The sequence below is a fragment of the Streptococcus sp. CP1998 genome (assembly GCF_041026655.1).
Classification (GTDB): domain Bacteria; phylum Bacillota; class Bacilli; order Lactobacillales; family Streptococcaceae; genus Streptococcus; species Streptococcus dentalis.
Window position 1 is genome coordinate 1,984,485 of record NZ_CP163380.1, and the last position, 15,646, is coordinate 2,000,130.

At 40.5% G+C, this 15,646-nt stretch carries 12 protein-coding genes and 2 pseudogenes; 8 read left to right on the forward strand and 6 right to left on the reverse strand.

The annotated features are described in order from the left end of the window. Nucleotides 1-128: 128 nt before the first annotated feature. On the forward strand, nucleotides 129-374 hold the full coding sequence (locus AB4X21_RS09755) for a hypothetical protein (protein WP_023919916.1): 246 nt from the start codon (nucleotides 129-131) through the stop codon (nucleotides 372-374). An 88-nt stretch (nucleotides 375-462) separates the two neighbouring features. Here the strand turns inward: AB4X21_RS09755 and nrdI are convergent, their stop codons facing one another. From nrdI to AB4X21_RS09770, 3 genes are all read right to left on the reverse strand, one after another. Further along, nucleotides 463-918, reverse strand: coding sequence for a class Ib ribonucleoside-diphosphate reductase assembly flavoprotein NrdI (gene nrdI / locus AB4X21_RS09760; RefSeq protein WP_049487741.1), 456 nt, complete (start codon nucleotides 916-918; stop codon nucleotides 463-465). 61 nt (nucleotides 919-979) lie between these two features. Further along, entirely contained in the window at nucleotides 980-1,495 is a 516-nt protein-coding gene (locus tag AB4X21_RS09765) for a hypothetical protein (RefSeq protein ID WP_320911082.1), read from the reverse strand. A gap of 425 nt (nucleotides 1,496-1,920) precedes the next feature. After that, nucleotides 1,921-2,196, reverse strand: a complete 276-nt coding sequence (locus AB4X21_RS09770; RefSeq protein ID WP_369087929.1) for an LPXTG cell wall anchor domain-containing protein — start codon at nucleotides 2,194-2,196, stop codon at nucleotides 1,921-1,923. On the opposite strand from AB4X21_RS09770, the pseudogene AB4X21_RS09775 reads away from it, so the two are divergent. Further along, a pseudogene (locus tag AB4X21_RS09775) lies at nucleotides 2,114-2,305 on the forward strand (transposase); the annotation flags it as partial. The gene AB4X21_RS09770 and the pseudogene AB4X21_RS09775 sit on opposite strands and share 83 nt — an antisense overlap. Before the next feature lie 488 nt (nucleotides 2,306-2,793). Here AB4X21_RS09775 and glgP read toward each other — a convergent pair. Both glgP and malQ read right to left on the reverse strand, forming a co-directional pair. Continuing rightward, entirely contained in the window at nucleotides 2,794-5,052 is a 2,259-nt protein-coding gene (gene glgP, locus AB4X21_RS09780; RefSeq protein WP_320911080.1) for a glycogen/starch/alpha-glucan family phosphorylase, read from the reverse strand. A 46-nt stretch (nucleotides 5,053-5,098) separates the two neighbouring features. Continuing rightward, nucleotides 5,099-6,628 (reverse strand): 4-alpha-glucanotransferase, encoded by a 1,530-nt coding sequence (malQ, locus tag AB4X21_RS09785; protein WP_320911079.1) that lies wholly within the window; start codon nucleotides 6,626-6,628, stop codon nucleotides 5,099-5,101. A 449-nt stretch (nucleotides 6,629-7,077) separates the two neighbouring features. Between malQ and AB4X21_RS09790 the strand changes: the two genes are divergently transcribed. From AB4X21_RS09790 to pulA, 6 genes and pseudogenes are all read left to right on the forward strand, one after another. After that, nucleotides 7,078-8,334, forward strand: a complete 1,257-nt coding sequence (locus tag AB4X21_RS09790; protein WP_320911078.1) for an extracellular solute-binding protein — start codon at nucleotides 7,078-7,080, stop codon at nucleotides 8,332-8,334. A 132-nt stretch (nucleotides 8,335-8,466) separates the two neighbouring features. Continuing rightward, nucleotides 8,467-9,761 (forward strand): annotated as a pseudogene (locus AB4X21_RS09795) (ABC transporter permease subunit). Between the two features lies 1 nt (nucleotide 9,762). Beyond that, a complete protein-coding gene (locus AB4X21_RS09800; RefSeq protein WP_049498945.1) occupies nucleotides 9,763-10,605 on the forward strand; it encodes a sugar ABC transporter permease in 843 nt (280 codons plus the stop codon). A gap of 143 nt (nucleotides 10,606-10,748) precedes the next feature. Beyond that, nucleotides 10,749-11,561, forward strand: coding sequence for a DUF1189 family protein (locus AB4X21_RS09805; protein ID WP_320911076.1), 813 nt, complete (start codon nucleotides 10,749-10,751; stop codon nucleotides 11,559-11,561). Nucleotides 11,562-11,572: 11 nt separating this feature from the next. Then, nucleotides 11,573-12,556 carry a LacI family DNA-binding transcriptional regulator gene (locus AB4X21_RS09810; RefSeq protein WP_369087930.1) on the forward strand — a complete coding sequence of 328 codons (984 nt, stop codon included), beginning with the start codon at nucleotides 11,573-11,575 and terminating at the stop codon, nucleotides 12,554-12,556. An 8-nt stretch (nucleotides 12,557-12,564) separates the two neighbouring features. Next, complete coding sequence (gene pulA, locus AB4X21_RS09815) at nucleotides 12,565-14,640, forward strand: type I pullulanase (protein ID WP_369087931.1); 2,076 nt, start codon at nucleotides 12,565-12,567, stop codon at nucleotides 14,638-14,640. A 27-nt stretch (nucleotides 14,641-14,667) separates the two neighbouring features. Here pulA and AB4X21_RS09820 read toward each other — a convergent pair whose 3' ends face one another. Then, a complete protein-coding gene (locus AB4X21_RS09820) occupies nucleotides 14,668-15,609 on the reverse strand; it encodes a YitT family protein (protein WP_369088384.1) in 942 nt (313 codons plus the stop codon). Between the last annotated feature and the right edge of the window lie 37 nt (nucleotides 15,610-15,646).

Sequence of the window (15,646 nt, forward strand, 5' to 3'; positions counted from 1 at the left end):
TAGAATATCTCTTCTGGGAGTGAGAAAGAACTAAATGCATTTAAACTTAGTTCTTTCTCACTCCTTTTCTCATGTCCAATGCCCTTCATTCTCTACCTTTTCAGATCCTTTATATACAGGAGAAATCTATGAATCAAACCGTTTACATCTTAATCCTCATCAGTTTAGTGGTCCTCTTTTTATTTAACAAGTACGAAAGAGAAAAACTACAACGGCTCTTACAAGAACAACTCTTGAAAGATCAAGCTTTCAAAGATAGCATCAAGGAAAAAATCCAAGAGACCGACAATATCAACGATGTTATCCATGCCATCAACAAAGACTATCGATTAGGGCTCCTACTTGCTAAAGAAATCACAGAAAAATTAAAATAAAGCGTAAAAGAGGAGTCATACAAAACATGACTCCTCTTCTATTCAGTCGCAACAAATAAGAACCAAGCTTAGGCTTGGTTCTTCTGTTTTAAAGATGGTATAAATCTTCTACAATGGCCGCTACTTTTTTAATATCTCCCAACATCCCCCGCATTTCAAAATCGGCTAACATGGGGAAACCAAAGCGTTGGCTGTATTGCTTAGCGGTTAAACAATATTGATTGTTAAAATTCCGATTGCCTGATCCAACCACTCCTAAGCACTTGCTGGCATTGTCTCCATAAGCAATAAAATCTGCGACATCTGTCGTCAAAATTTCCACATCGCCATTGTCAACACCATTTCCACCCTCCAAATAGGTTGGCAAAAAAGTAATAAAAGGATTGGTCATTTCAAAGAAGGGCTGGCCCTCTTTGACCAGGTCTTTCACATGAACTTTCTCGATTTCAAGTTCAGGATGGGCTTCCAGCAAATAGTCACTTAAACGGCGGACAAAACTCTCTGTATTCCCACTCAGACTAATATAAACAAAGGATACTTTCATCTTTTTTCTCCAATCAAGAAGCTCTCTTATCCTTTAAGAGAGCTTTATTCACACTCATCTATTATGCCCTAGCTTGAGCTTTTCTCAAACGCAAGGTTTTATACAAGATAATCCCAAAGAAGAGAAGGTTCAAAGCGGTCAAGAGTAACAAAGCAAGGAATGAAGATGCTAGATATCGTTGACGAAGCGCTGAGTTTGAAAAACTAGCTAATAGTGGACGTCCTGCAAGATAATTATAGCAAGAGAATACTTGGTTTAGCAAAATCTGCCCCAAATAAGTATAATGGGCTGTTAGCAGATCCTCCTTCATAAAGAGGAAATAGAAAGTTGCAAGCAAAGCGATAAGAATCAGCGAAACAAATAAAAAGGCAAGCGGAGACTGATTGGCTTGTGCTGATTTGCCATAATAGGCTAAGTAGTCCGCCTTGTCTTGAGCTGTCGTTAAGCCAAGTTGTTTTGCAAAGTCATCTGTCAATTCAAAGCTCTTTGAAGCTCCAAAGGTTGACACAGCTGATGTTAGGGTTCCAACCGTAGAGAAAAATAACAGGATGTAAAGATAGATAGGTTTCTTTTTCATACAAACTCCTTTTCATTTCTTACAACCTATTATATCGCGATACAGATAGAAAGGCAAGCGCCTCAAACTATGGAAGCACTCGCCTGATCACTGATACGTTCAAATGAAATTCATTTGGAAAATAATGTGTGCAAAAGATGAAAAAGACATCGCAACTGTATAATTGGAATGATTAGAGATATAACGGAGTCCTATAAACTTTCATTCGAACAGGACTAGTATAGCTGATTTTTCTCTATTTCAGTAGATTATTTCTATTCTGCTTCATTTCTACACTATTTGGTCTTTAAAAGCCACGTTCTTTCCTTATCCAAGAACTATTCTGTCCTTTTTCACAACTATTTGGTCATCACTCCATCAAAAAAGCCAGAAGGACTTGCCTTCTGACTTTCTCTATTTAGATGAATGAACGAATGAAATAAGAATTAATCTTCTTTTTTCTTGCGAGCAAGCAATCCAGCTATCGCACCTGCAAGAACAGCTGCAGTTGAGCTTTCTGTACCTGTATTTGGAAGCACAGGTGTTTGTGGTTCCGCAGGTTGTACAGGCTGTTCTGGAACTTCAGGAGTTGGGACTACTGTGTAGCTTTCGATAATATCATCATTTCCTCCGTATGTGTATTCATCCTGGCAGAGAGGAAGTAATGAAAACGCAAGTGGCTTACTAAGAGAATATTTCCCAAAGAAAACAGACTTAGCCACTATCTCTGATGAGGATTCGAACAAGGCTTTATATGATATCAATCACCGACCATGAAAATGTTTAGCTTACAGGACTGCTTGTGAAGCTCTAGAGGATGAGTTCAAGTAAATGTTGCACTTATTCTTGCAATTTATCGTTTTAAAAAATCTCACCGTAGAGGCTAAAATACGCTACTGCCAGTTAACTCTATTGTATTACAATCAACTATTTTAAAATATTTGTTAATTTATTTTACTTTAAAAAATTTAGCAATATAAAACTCCTAACTTTCAGATTCTTCCCTATCATTTATTTGAAAATATCTATAAATATCATTGAAAAAATCCTTTATTTTCAAGATATTTTCACCAACATATTTTTTTTATAAATTTCATCGGAACGCTTTTTAAGAGGAATCATTTTTTTATACCAACAGATTAAAGTTGAAGGTTATAGCAAAAAATTATGTAACATACTCCCCTTCAAGTCTGAAAAAATCAAAAAACAGCACTTTTTACAGAAGTGTCCATTCTCTAAATTTCTTCCCCTTTCTGTTCTCAAATAAGAAGTAATGAAAAAGACCAGGGTCTTAAGAACCTTGGTCTAACAACTAATGATTAGTTTAAGTGCCAGATATCTTCATTGTACTGAGCGATCGTACGGTCAGATGAGAAGAATCCTGCTTTCGCAATGTTAACGATCACTTGATCCAACCATGCATCACGGTCTTCGTAGTCAGCCAACATGCGTTCTTTGGTTACAATGTAGTCTTCCAAGTCAAGAAGGGTCATGAACCAGTCTTTATTGATCAATTCCTTGTGAAGACGAGTCAAGCGTTCCTTGTTACCAACTGCAAGAACGGCATCGCTGATAATGAAGTCTACCAATGGTTTGATAGCTTCACGTTCATAGAAGTCCGCTGATTTGTATGCTGATTTCGCATATAGATCGATTACAGTTTCTGAATCTTCACCGAAGATGTAGATGTTGTCACGTCCAACCAATTCAGCGATTTCCACGTTTGCTCCATCCATAGTACCAAGTGTCAACGCACCATTCAACATGAATTTCATGTTACCAGTACCTGAAGCTTCCTTAGAAGCAAGGGAGATTTGCTCAGAAATATCGCTAGCTGGAATCAAGTAGCTTGCAGCAGTCACGTTGTAGTTTTCTACCATAACGACTTGCAAGTGTGGAGCTACTGCTGGATCGTTTGCAATCACTTCAGACAAGCAAAGGATCAAGTGGATGATATCTTGTGCAATGGTGTAGGCAGGAGCTGCTTTACCACCAAAGAGAACAGTGATTGGACGAGCAGGGATATTTCCAGCTTTGATGTCCAAGTATTTGTGGATCACATACAAAGCGTTCATTTGTTGACGTTTGTATTCGTGAAGACGTTTGATTTGGGTATCAAAGATAGAGTTAGGATTGATTTCCACACCTTGATGGTCTTTCAAGAAACGAGCCAATTTCCGTTTGTTGTGAGACTTGATGTTTTCCAATTTTGCTTTGACTGCATCTTTATCTTCATAAGAAAGAAGGTCTTCCAATTTAGATGCATCATGGTGCCAGTCACGTCCGAGGATCTCATCCAAGTAATGTGACAAGGTTGGGTTGGCATGCATGAGCCAACGACGGAAGGTGATCCCATTTGTTTTGTTGTTGAATTTTTCAGGGTAAATGTCGTAGAAGGCTTTCAACTCAGAATTCTTCAAGATTTCTGTATGAAGTGCTGCTACCCCATTTACGCTAAATCCATAGTGGATATCCATGTGGGCCATGTGTACGCGATCATTCTCATCGATGATTTGAACAGCTGGATCTTTGTATTCAGCGCGAACACGGCGGTCCAATTCTTCAATGATCGGAACTAGGTGAGGGACCACTTCTTGCAAGAACTCAAGTGGCCATTTTTCAAGGGCTTCTGCAAGGATTGTGTGGTTAGTGTAGGCCGTCATGCTGCGAACGATTGAGATGGCTTCATCCATTTCAATACCACGTTCTGTCAAAAGACGGATCAATTCAGGGATGACCATTGATGGGTGAGTATCGTTGATTTGTACAACAGCATAGTCAGCAAGGTCATGCAAGTTGCTTCCTTTTTCGATAGCTTCGTCGATGATCAATTGCGCTCCATTTGATACCATGAAGTATTGTTGGAAGATACGGAGCAATTCCCCTTGACGGTTACTATCATCTGGGTACAAGAAGAGGGTCAAGTTGCGAGCGATATCTGTCTTGTCAAAGTTAATACCATCTTCAATAATAGATGAATCAACTGAATCCAAGTCGAACAAACGCAAACGGTTCTTCGTATCAACCTTATAACCAGGGACATCGATATCATAAAGGGTAGAAGTCAATGTGAACTGTGCAAATGGCACTTTGTAGCTACGACTTGAACGAACGAGCCAGCTTTGGTCAGTCAACCATGCGTTTGGAATGGTTTCTTGTTGGTTGTTTTTAAATACTTGTTGGAACAAACCAAAGTGATAGTTCAAACCAACCCCATCCCCTGTCAAACCAAGGCTTGAGATAGAGTCGATAAAGCAGGCTGCCAAACGTCCCAAACCACCGTTACCAAGTGATGGTTCCAATTCCACTTCTTCTACTTCGATCAAGTCTTTACCAGCATCTGACAATTCTTGTTTGACATCGTCGTAAAGACCCAAGTTGATCAAGTTATTAGACAAGAGTTTACCGATCAAGAACTCAGCTGAGATATAGTAAACTTTTTTCTTACCAGTATTGATTTTCTTTTGAGCACTTGCTTGCTTCGTGTAATTTAGCAAGGCAATGTACAATTCTTCATTTGAACATTCTGCGATTGTTTTTTGATGATGATCAATCACATATTTTTGTAATGATTCCATGTTGAAAGTCTCCTTATATTTCAATAATTTTTTAATAGGGGAAAGATTATTTTTCTGCTTTTTTAACTTCTTTTTTCAAGTCTTTATTTTCACGACGATAGATCGTAGTGAAATCAAGCAATTCTTGCTCGACAGCTGGAGTCAGTTGATCCGCTGTCATTCGCCATGACCAGTTACCACCAAGAGTTGATGGGAAGTTCATCCGAGCTGAACCATCCAACTCGAGCAAGTCTTGCATAGTAGCAATCGCCATGAAGCTGACGGAAGCAAAGACTGTTCGAAGCATCGCATGCGGTACAGATTCGTACTCTTTCCGGTTAGTATAACGAGCAAGGTACTCACGAGTTGGATCGTCGATTTCATTGCGGTACCATCCAAGAACTGTGTTGTTATCATGTGTTCCTGTATACATCACAGAATTGTTTGGTGCCAAGTGAGGGCTATCGATACTTTCATCGTCCGGATTGAAGGCAAATTGAAGAATCTTCATTCCTGGGAAGCCAGTACGTTCACGAAGTTCGATGACTTCATCCGTCATAAAGCCAAGGTCCTCAGCGATGATGTTCAAATCACCGAGCTCTTCCTTCACAGCTGCAAAGAGTTTGTAGCCAGGGCCTTTAACCCATTTACCTGGTGCTGCTGTATCTGATCCAGCAGGAATTTCCCAGTAAGACTCAAAACCACGGAAGTGGTCGATCCGAACGATATCGTAGATCTTGAAGCTTTCACGCAAGCGTTCAATCCACCATTGGTAGCCATCTTTGTCCATTGCTTCCCAGTCATAGATCGGATTACCCCAAAGTTGACCAGTTGCTGAGAATTCATCTGGCGGGCATCCTGCGATGCAAGTCGCTTTCACGTTTTCATCTGTTTTGAAGAGATGAGGGTTTGCCCACATGTCACTTGAATCTTCCGCTACATAGATTGGCATATCTCCGACGATTTCAATGTGATGATCATTGGCATAAGCTTTCAAGGCCAACCATTGTTGGAAGAAGAAGAATTGAGTCACACGATGGTAAGTCAATTGATCCGCCAATTCTTCACGGTATTGAGCCAAAGCTTTTGGTTCACGTGCACGAATAGCTGCATCTGGCCATTCTGTCCAGGCTTTTAAATCAAAGTGTTCTTTGATAGCCATGTATTCTGTAAATAGGTCCAACCAAGAAGCATTGGCTTCGCAAAAGGCTTGGAATTCTTTTTGATCACCTGATTTCAAGAAGTTCGCAACGGCTTTTTCAAGTAGCGGACGACGTTGTTCGAAAACCTTTGCATAATCCACTTGAGTAGGATCTTGACCAAAGTCCACTCCTTTAAGATCTGCTTCTGTCAACAAACCTCGTTCAATCAAAAGATCGAAATCAATAAAATGAGTGTTCCCAGCAAAAGCTGAGAAAGATTGGTATGGAGAATCTCCATAACTAGTTGTACCAAGCGGCAAGATTTGCCAGTAACGTTGCTTGGTCCGAACGAGGAAATCAACAAAATCATATGCTGATTGACCGAATGATCCAATCCCGTATTGTCCAGGAAGGGAAGAAATGTGCATCAAAACACCACTTTGACGTTTTTTCATGGGTTACCACCTCTTTTTATTTCTTTGAAACCTGCGATTCGGTGCACGGTATGGGTATCGTTGCAGAGTCGTATCCAGCTCTCAAGCGGCTCTACTCTTTGTTAAAAATCGAACAGGCGCAACTCAGTTTACGCAATTTTTGCGAAAACGTTTGCGTACCATGTTATTATAAACTTTTTCCCTATTTTCTGCAAGGGATTTCTTAAAAACTTTTTTAACTTTTTTCAGAATGTCCTCACCCCCTTAGTGTATTCTTTCCTTTGGCTAATGTCAACAAATTTGATGTACTTTATAGAAGAAAGTTCGGAATTAAAATATTTTTAAAAAAATTGTTTAAAACTACTTGCAAACGTTTTCGCCTTGTGATATACTTAAGATGTTTTAGGAAAACGTTTGTCTAAAACGGTTTCTAATTATTATCTTTTTTTATTCTTTAGGAGGAATAAATCATGAAACGTACAATTTTACGTAGTGCTGCTGTACTTGGTACAGTTGGTTTTGCCGGCTTCTTACTTGCTGCTTGTAGCAATAGCTCATCAGGTTCTTCTGAGGCAAGTAAAGAAATCAACGTCTATGTAGACAAAGGCTACAAATCTTATGTTGAAGAAGCTGCAAAAGCTTTTGAAAAAGAAAATGGCGTAAAAGTTAAAATCAAGACTGGTGATGCTCTTGAGGGATTGGATAAGCTTTCTCTTGATAACCAATCTAAAAAAGCTCCAGACGTAATGATGGCTCCATACGACCGTGTAGGTGGTCTTGGTAACGATGGTCAATTGGCTGAAGTTACATTAAACAAAGATAGCCATACAGATAAAACAACTGAAGCTCTTGTAACAAACGGTGGTAAAGTTTACGGTGCACCTGCTGTCATCGAAACTTTGGTTCTCTACTATAACAAAAATCTTGTAAGCGAAGCTCCAAAAACATTTGCTGACCTTGAAAATCTTGCAAAAGACAGCAAGTACGATTTTGCTAGCGAACCTGGTAAAACAACTGCTTTCTTAACTGACTGGACAAACTTCTACTATGCTTACGGTTTGCTTTCAGGTAATGGTGGTTATGTATTTGGTAAAGATGGTACAGATCCTAAAGATCTTGGATTGAACAACCAGGGTTCTGTCGACGGTATCGAATACGCAAAAACTTGGTATGCTAAATGGCCAAAAGGTTTGCAAGATACAAAAGGTGCTGCTAACTTCATCCAAACACAATTCCAAGAAGGTAAAACAGCTGCTATCATCGATGGTCCTTGGAAAGCTGCTTCATTGAAAGAAGCTAAAGTAAACTACGGTGTCGCAACGATTCCAACTCTTCCAAACGGAAAACAATACTCTGCCTTTGGTGGTGGTAAAGCTTGGGTTATCCCTGCAGGTGCGAAAAACCTTGATGGTGCTCAAAAATTCATTGACTTCTTGACAAATACTGACCAACAAAAAGCTTTGTTTGACAAGACAAATGAAGTTCCTGCCAACACAGAAGCTCGTAAATATGCGGTTAGCAAAAACGATGAATTGACAACTGCCGTTGTTGATCAATTCAAGAACGCTCAACCAATGCCAAATATCTCAGAAATGAGTGCTGTTTGGGATCCAGCTGCAACTATGCTCTTCGATGCTGTAAGCGGTAAAAAATCTGCTAAAGATGCTGCTGACGATGCAGTGAAATTGATTAAAGAAACCATCGAACAAAAATTCGGTAGCAAATAAGACAGTTTTTAGGTGTGAGTAAGAGGTTGGAGACAAGGTCCCAACCTCTTATGTTCAATTATGAACCTTCTACTAGATCACTGTCAAACTTGTCTTCTTGCTCTCTGGCAAGGACATTATAAGGAGATTTGAATGACTACAGAACAAAACCCTAAAAAGGCTATGTGGCTCTCTTTGATCCCGGGTCTTGGGCAAATTTATAACAAACAAAAAACCAAAGGCTATATTTTTCTTGCCGTAACTGTTCTCTTTCTCGCCTATTTCCTAGGAATCGGAGCTGGAGAATTAGCGAAATTGGTTACACTTGGAACCGTCCGTGGGCAAGATAATTCTCTCTTTATCTTGATTCGTGGCGCCTTCCACTTGATCATTACCATTGTTTACTTCCTATTTTATGTCTTAAATATTAAGGATGCTGGAACCGTTGCAAAACGTATCAACAATGGCATTGCTGTTCCAAAAACTGGAAAAGAAATGGTTCAAGCCATCTATGAAAATGGCTTCCCATATTTATTGATCATTCCTTCATACATTGCTATGACATTTGCGATTATCTTCCCAGTTTTAGTAACTTTGATGATCGCCTTTACCAACTACGACTTCAAACATACCGCTCCAACAACCTTGCTGGATTGGATCGGGTTCCAAAACTTCACTAATATGTGGACCTTGAGTACCTTCCGCTCAGCCTTTACATCTGTTCTTGGCTGGACCTTGATTTGGGCACTCGCAGCTTCTACTCTTCAGATCACACTCGGTATCTTGACCGCTATTGTTGCAAACCAACCATTCGTAAAAGGAAAACGAATTTTTGGGGTTATTTTCTTGCTCCCATGGGCTGTTCCAGCCTTCATCACTATCTTAACTTTCTCAAATATGTTTAACGATAGTGTCGGTGCCATTAATGCACAAGTTATCCCATTGTTTGCGAAGATCTTCCCATTCTTAGATGGCCTTTTGATTCCTTGGAAAACAGATCCTACCTGGACAAAAGTTGCTTTGATTATGATGCAAGGTTGGCTCGGCTTCCCTTACATCTACGTCTTGACTTTAGGGATTCTTCAATCGATTCCAAACGATCTTTACGAAGCTGCTTATATTGATGGTGCCAACGGTTGGCAAAAATTCCATGACATCACTTTCCCAATGATTATGGCTGTTGCAGCTCCAACTTTGATCAGTCAATATACCTTCAACTTTAACAACTTCTCCATTATTTACTTGTTTAATGATGGAGGACCTGGTTCTGTTGGAGGAAACGCTGGATCTACAGATATCTTGATCTCTTGGATCTATAAGTTGACAACCAATACTTCTCCTCAATATTCAATGGCATGACGGTAACCTTGATTATCTCTGTGATTGTGATCTCAATCTCTATGATTGCCTTCAAGAAACTACATGCATTTGATATGGAGGATGTATAAAATGAAAAATTCAGTTCAATTTAAACGCCGCCTCAATCATTTCTTGACTTACCTGTACATGGTGGTTCTTTCAATCGTTATCATTTATCCATTGTTGATTACGGTTCTATCAGCCTTCAAATCAGGGAATGTCAGTGCCTTTACACTTGATTTTAGTGGCAATCTTAATTTTGATAACTTCTCAAAACTTTTCTCTGAAACTCCTTATGGCACTTGGTATATGAACACCTTGGTTATAGCCATTATCACCATGATTGTGCAAACCAGTATCGTTACCTTCGCAGGTTACGCATACAGCCGTTACAATTTCTTGGCGCGTAAACAAAGTTTAGTCTTCTTCTTGATCATTCAAATGGTCCCAACCATGGCAGCCCTCACAGCCTTCTTCGTTATGGCTTTGATGCTGAACGCCTTGAACCAACCTTGGTTCTTGATCTTCCTTTATGTTGGTGGTGGTATCCCAATGAATGCTTGGTTGATGAAGGGATACTTCGATACTGTTCCAATTTCCCTCGATGAATCTGCGAAATTGGATGGAGCTGGACACTTCCGTCGCTTCTGGCAAATCGTCCTTCCTCTTGTTCGTCCAATGATTGCCGTTCAAGCACTTTGGGCTTTCATGGGGCCTTTCGGAGACTATATCTTGTCTAAATTCTTGCTTCGTGACGAAGTGAACTATACGGTAGCCGTTGGTCTTCAAACCTTTATCAGTGACCAAAAAAATCAAAAAATCGCCTTCTTTGCAGCCGGTGCGATTTTGATCGCGGTTCCAATCTGTATCTTATTCTTCTTCCTACAAAAGAACTTTGTTTCAGGCTTGACAGCTGGTGGGGATAAAGGATAAAATAGAACCTTATTTCAAACACATTTTATTTTTAAGTTAAGGGTAGTATGGTGGATGCTTTACTACCCTTCGTTAAGAATAAAATCAATCAAAGAGATTTCTCTTTGCGTTTCTGATACTCTTATGTTTAGAAAGGTCATCTTATGCCCTATCCTTTTAATTATTTCGCAAGTATCTTCAATTTCCGCTCTTCTTTTGCAAACCGCAAAAAACTGAGCTGGTTCCAAATGATTTTTACATCTTTCTTTCTGATCTCTATCACACTAATACCAGTGGCTCTTCAAAATGCTCAACTCAAAACCTATCCTTTGACAACCTTTGTCAGTGATGTGTTTGATCCTTTGTCAACAGACGTGATGAAAGATATCCAAGAACACGTCGTGATCAAAGACCAAGAGCTCACCTATACAGGGACTAACCCTGTACACAAGACTTCAAAAGGACAGGTTGTCTTAGGCCAAGAATCAAAGGCGAGTGAGGGCAAGGAGTTAACACTCCATTTTGATCGCAAACAGTTGATCATCTCAAAAGAAAATAAAGAACTCGCTACAATCTCATACCAGGCTATCAATCAAGAGAGCCTCCGGGATAAAAAAAGCTTCACTCAAGCTATCTCTAGCGATTGGTTCCGTGAAAATCGACTCCCTGTCAGTCTCTTTCTCGTGATTTTCTCTGGCTTCTTATCGACAGTCAATTATTTGATTCTCATCGTAGGGGCATCTTTCTTCCTCTACTTGACACGAAAATCTCGACTCTTTTCACTACAAACTTTCAAGGAATGTTTCAATTGTATTCTGAATTGCTTGGGACTCCCTATTTTACTAAGTGTCCTCATCAGTTTACTATTCCATCAAGTATTTACTACGACGATCATGATCCAAAATGTCTTATTTGTACTCTATCTTGCTATGGTATTTTATAAGACCCACTTCCGTGATCCAGACTATCACCGCTAGGAGGTTTTCTCATGCGTGTTACCATCAAAGATGTGGCGAAACTCGCTGGCGTCGCGCCTTCAACTGTCACGCGCGTCATCCAAAATAAATCCACGATTAGTGATGAAACAAAAAAACGTGTCCGTGAGGCTATGGTCGAACTGGACTATCATCCCAATCTTAATGCTCGTAGTCTTGTCAGTCAATCTAGTCAAGTCATTGCTTTAGTCCTTCCAATCGATAGTGACGTTTTCTACCAGAATCCTTTCTTCCCAACTGTTTTAAGAGGGATTACCCAGATCGCTTCAGACAATGATTATGCCATCCAAATCTGTACGGGGCAAAATGAAGAACGTCGGCTCAACAACCTCAAACAACTCATCTACGGAAATCGTGTAGATGGTTTGATTTTCCTTTATTCCAACCCGAATGACCCCCTCGTTGACTTTGCGATCAAAGACAAGTTCCCCTTCCTCATCCTTGGAAAGGCAGCTTCTCCTTTTGTATCGCTAGTGGATAATGATAATATTAAGGCTGCATTTGATGCGACGGATTATTTCATTCAACAAAACTATCGAAAAATTGCTTTTATCTTGGGAAACAAAGAGCTGTTTGTATCCCAAGACCGCTACGAAGGTTATAAAGAAGCTCTCCAAAAAGCAGGGGTTCCTCTCGATGAAAAACTTGTTCATTTTTCATTTGGTTTTATGTTGGAAGACAATTCTTATCAAATGATGGAGAGCCTTCCCCTAGCAGAGTTAGATGCTATCATGACAACCGATATTCTCGTTGCTGAAGGGGTGCGCCAATACCTATTAGAACACCAGCTGACAATCCCGATTATTTCCTTTGATTCGATCAAGCCACGACTCGATATTGAAGCCTATATTGACATCAATGCGGTGGAACTCGGACGTGAATCTGTTCGGACAATTCTACAAATTATCAAGGATCATAAAGAAGGAAAAACCGTTTGCTACCGTCAATTGATTGACCATACCATTACGAAACTTTAGGAGTCTCTATGTCTTCATTTACTGCTTATTTAGATGACCAAGACCTGATTCGTATCCAAAAAGGAGAGGAGCATATCCTTCCTTTTTATTTGGAAACAAACCAAGGTCGTCTTGCCTTAATCCCTGTCAAAACGTCAAGTGGAGCGACTGATACAGGAGACTATTTCTTAAGCCCTATTCCGCTTGAACTTGGAGAAGAGTACACCATCTACGATGCTGCTGGAAATTCTTCTATTCTCCACTATCGTCAAATTGTTCGCAAACCCATTTTTGATCAAACCTTCACCTATAGTGGAGAAGATCTAGGAAGTTTCTACACATCAAGTCAGACGCAATTTAAATTCTGGGCACCCATTTCGCAAAACGTGACCCTTCATATCGAAGATCAGGTCTATCCAATGAATCGTACGGAAAACGGTGTCTGGGAACTCGTACTCAAAGGGGATTGGGAAGGAGCGGCCTACCACTATGAGTTTCGTGTCAATGGCCTAGAACGTCGGATTCACGATCCCTATGCTCTATCCTCTTTGGCGAACTCTGGAGATAGCTTCGTCATCGACCGGAAGAAGATCACACGTCCTATCACGCGTGCCACTCGTCAATTAGACCCGACAGAAGCGATCATCTACGAGATGAGTGTTCGTGATTTCTCTGTCCAAAAAGAGGCTGGCTTTAAACACCCGGGTAAGTTTAAAGGCTTGACAGAGTCGCCCCAACTCAATGGCCAGGTCCTTGGATTTGATTACCTTCAAAAACTGGGAATTACCCATGTACAGTTACTTCCTGTCTACGATTTCGGTAGTGTCGATGAAGAGGATCAATGGAAAGCCTACAACTGGGGCTATGATCCTGTCCAATACAATGTTCCAGAAGGAAGCTATGCGAGCGATCCTAACGATCCTTATGCGCGAATCCTGGAGCTCCAAGACACCATTGACACCTATCATCAGGCCAATCTGAGTGTCATCATGGATGTAGTCTACAATCACGTCTACAAGGCAGATGAATACGCTTTTGAACAGATCGTTCCTGGTTATTTCTACCGCTATAATGCAGAGGGAGAGCGGACCAATGGAACCTTCTGTGGAAATGACGTGGCAAGTGAACGCTCCATGGTGAGACAGTATATTAAGCAATCCCTCAAACAATGGGTTTCCCTCTACGGCTTTGATGGTTTTCGCTTTGATTTGATGGGAATCCTAGACATTCCAACCATGACAGAGATTGCAGAAGAACTCCGTGAACTCTATCCTAACATCTATCTCTATGGCGAAGGGTGGAAGATGGATACAGGCCTCTCTGAAGAACAGCTCGCTCACCAGTACAACGCGAAACGATTACCGGCCTTTGGCTTTTTCAGTGATAACTTCCGGGATACGGTCAAGAGAATACTTGTAGCCGGTCACCGTCGTGAGAGTCAACATCCTGCAAATGATTTTGCTAACATTCTAACAGCAAATGTCGGGAAGCTAGGACCTGCTCATTTCACCCAACCTCAACAAGCCATTCAGTACGTCGAATGTCATGACAATGCAACTGTTTTTGATTATTTCCAACTTGAAAAGGAAGAGATTCGTCTAGAAGATCGAAAAGCTCTCTCACGCCTCGCGCTTCATTTGGTACTATTATCTCAAGGAGTGCCTTTTATCCTTGCTGGCCAAGAACATTACCGCACAAAAGGGCTCGAAGATAACACCTATAACTTGCCAGATAGTCTCAACCAATTGGACTGGACATCCCTTTCAAAATGCCAAGAAGAAATTGCTTTTCTTGAAGAATTGATTGCTTATCGGAAGTCACAGCCACTCCTTCATTTGAAAAAAGGGCAAGAGATTCGCGACTACTGTGATGTCAAATGGTTGTCTGAACATCATTTGATCTACACGATTGAAAAAAATCGTGAAAAAATAACGATTCTCGTCAATATCGGCGATCAAGAACAGACCTATCAACATCCGAGCGATAGTCAGCTGTTATTTGCCTATCCTCATGCCAATCTAAAAACGCCTATTCCTAAAGGAAAGGAACTTTCTATATCTGCTCATAGTTGGCTCCTTCTCCACGAAACTGAATCAACAAAATAAGGTCACCACAATGTGGTGACCTTATTTTTATTCTTCTGTTTCCACAAAGCGTCCAATGATATGAACGTTTTCTGAAATGGTGATAAAAGCCTGAGGATCAGCGTTTTTCATAATATATTTGAATTCATTAAACTCTGCACGCGTAATAACTGTCAGCAGAACCGCTTTTTCCTGGTGGTTATAGGTTCCTTCTGCATTGTGGATAATAGTCGCTCCACGATGCAATTTTTTATGAATCTTTTCAATAATGGCATCTGGCTGGCTCGTTACGATCATTGCCTGCATTCGTTTTTGCTTGGTAAAGACAGCATCCGTTACTCGACTCGATACGAAGATGGTAATCATAGAGTAAAGAGCATATTTCCAACCAAAAGTCAGACCAGCAATCAACATAATGGTCCCGTTGACCAAAAAAGAGATGCTGCCGACATTCTTTCCTGTCCGTTTTCGAATCGTCAAACTGACAATATCCGTTCCCCCACTGGAAATGTTGTTCCGAAGAGCAAAACCAATCCCTGTTCCCATGACAACCCCACCAAATAGGGCATTCATGATCGGGTCATTGGTCAAAGTTACCACTGGCACGAACTGAATAAAGAGGGAACTCATCGAAACCGTAATAAAGGTAAAGATGGTAAATTTATGGCCAATTTGATACCAAGCCACAATCATCAAAGGGATATTGATGGCATAAAAGGTTAAGGAAACGGGAATCGTAAAGCCAATAAAGCGTTGGCTCAGAACAGATAAAATCTGAGCTAGACCTGTTGCACCGCTGGAGTATACATGTCCTGGTTGAAAGAAGAAGTTGACGGCAATCGCTGATAGAAAACCATACAGCAAGGAAGCTGACACTTTTTCATCGTATTTCTCACGGGAGATGCTCTTCAGCACACGCAATAATTTAATGTTATAAGCTAGTCGCCGCACATGATAGCGAAATAGCTTATGAAAGCGAGTTTTTTTCATTTTCAATCCATCGATTAGAAGAAAAGGAAAATCTTAG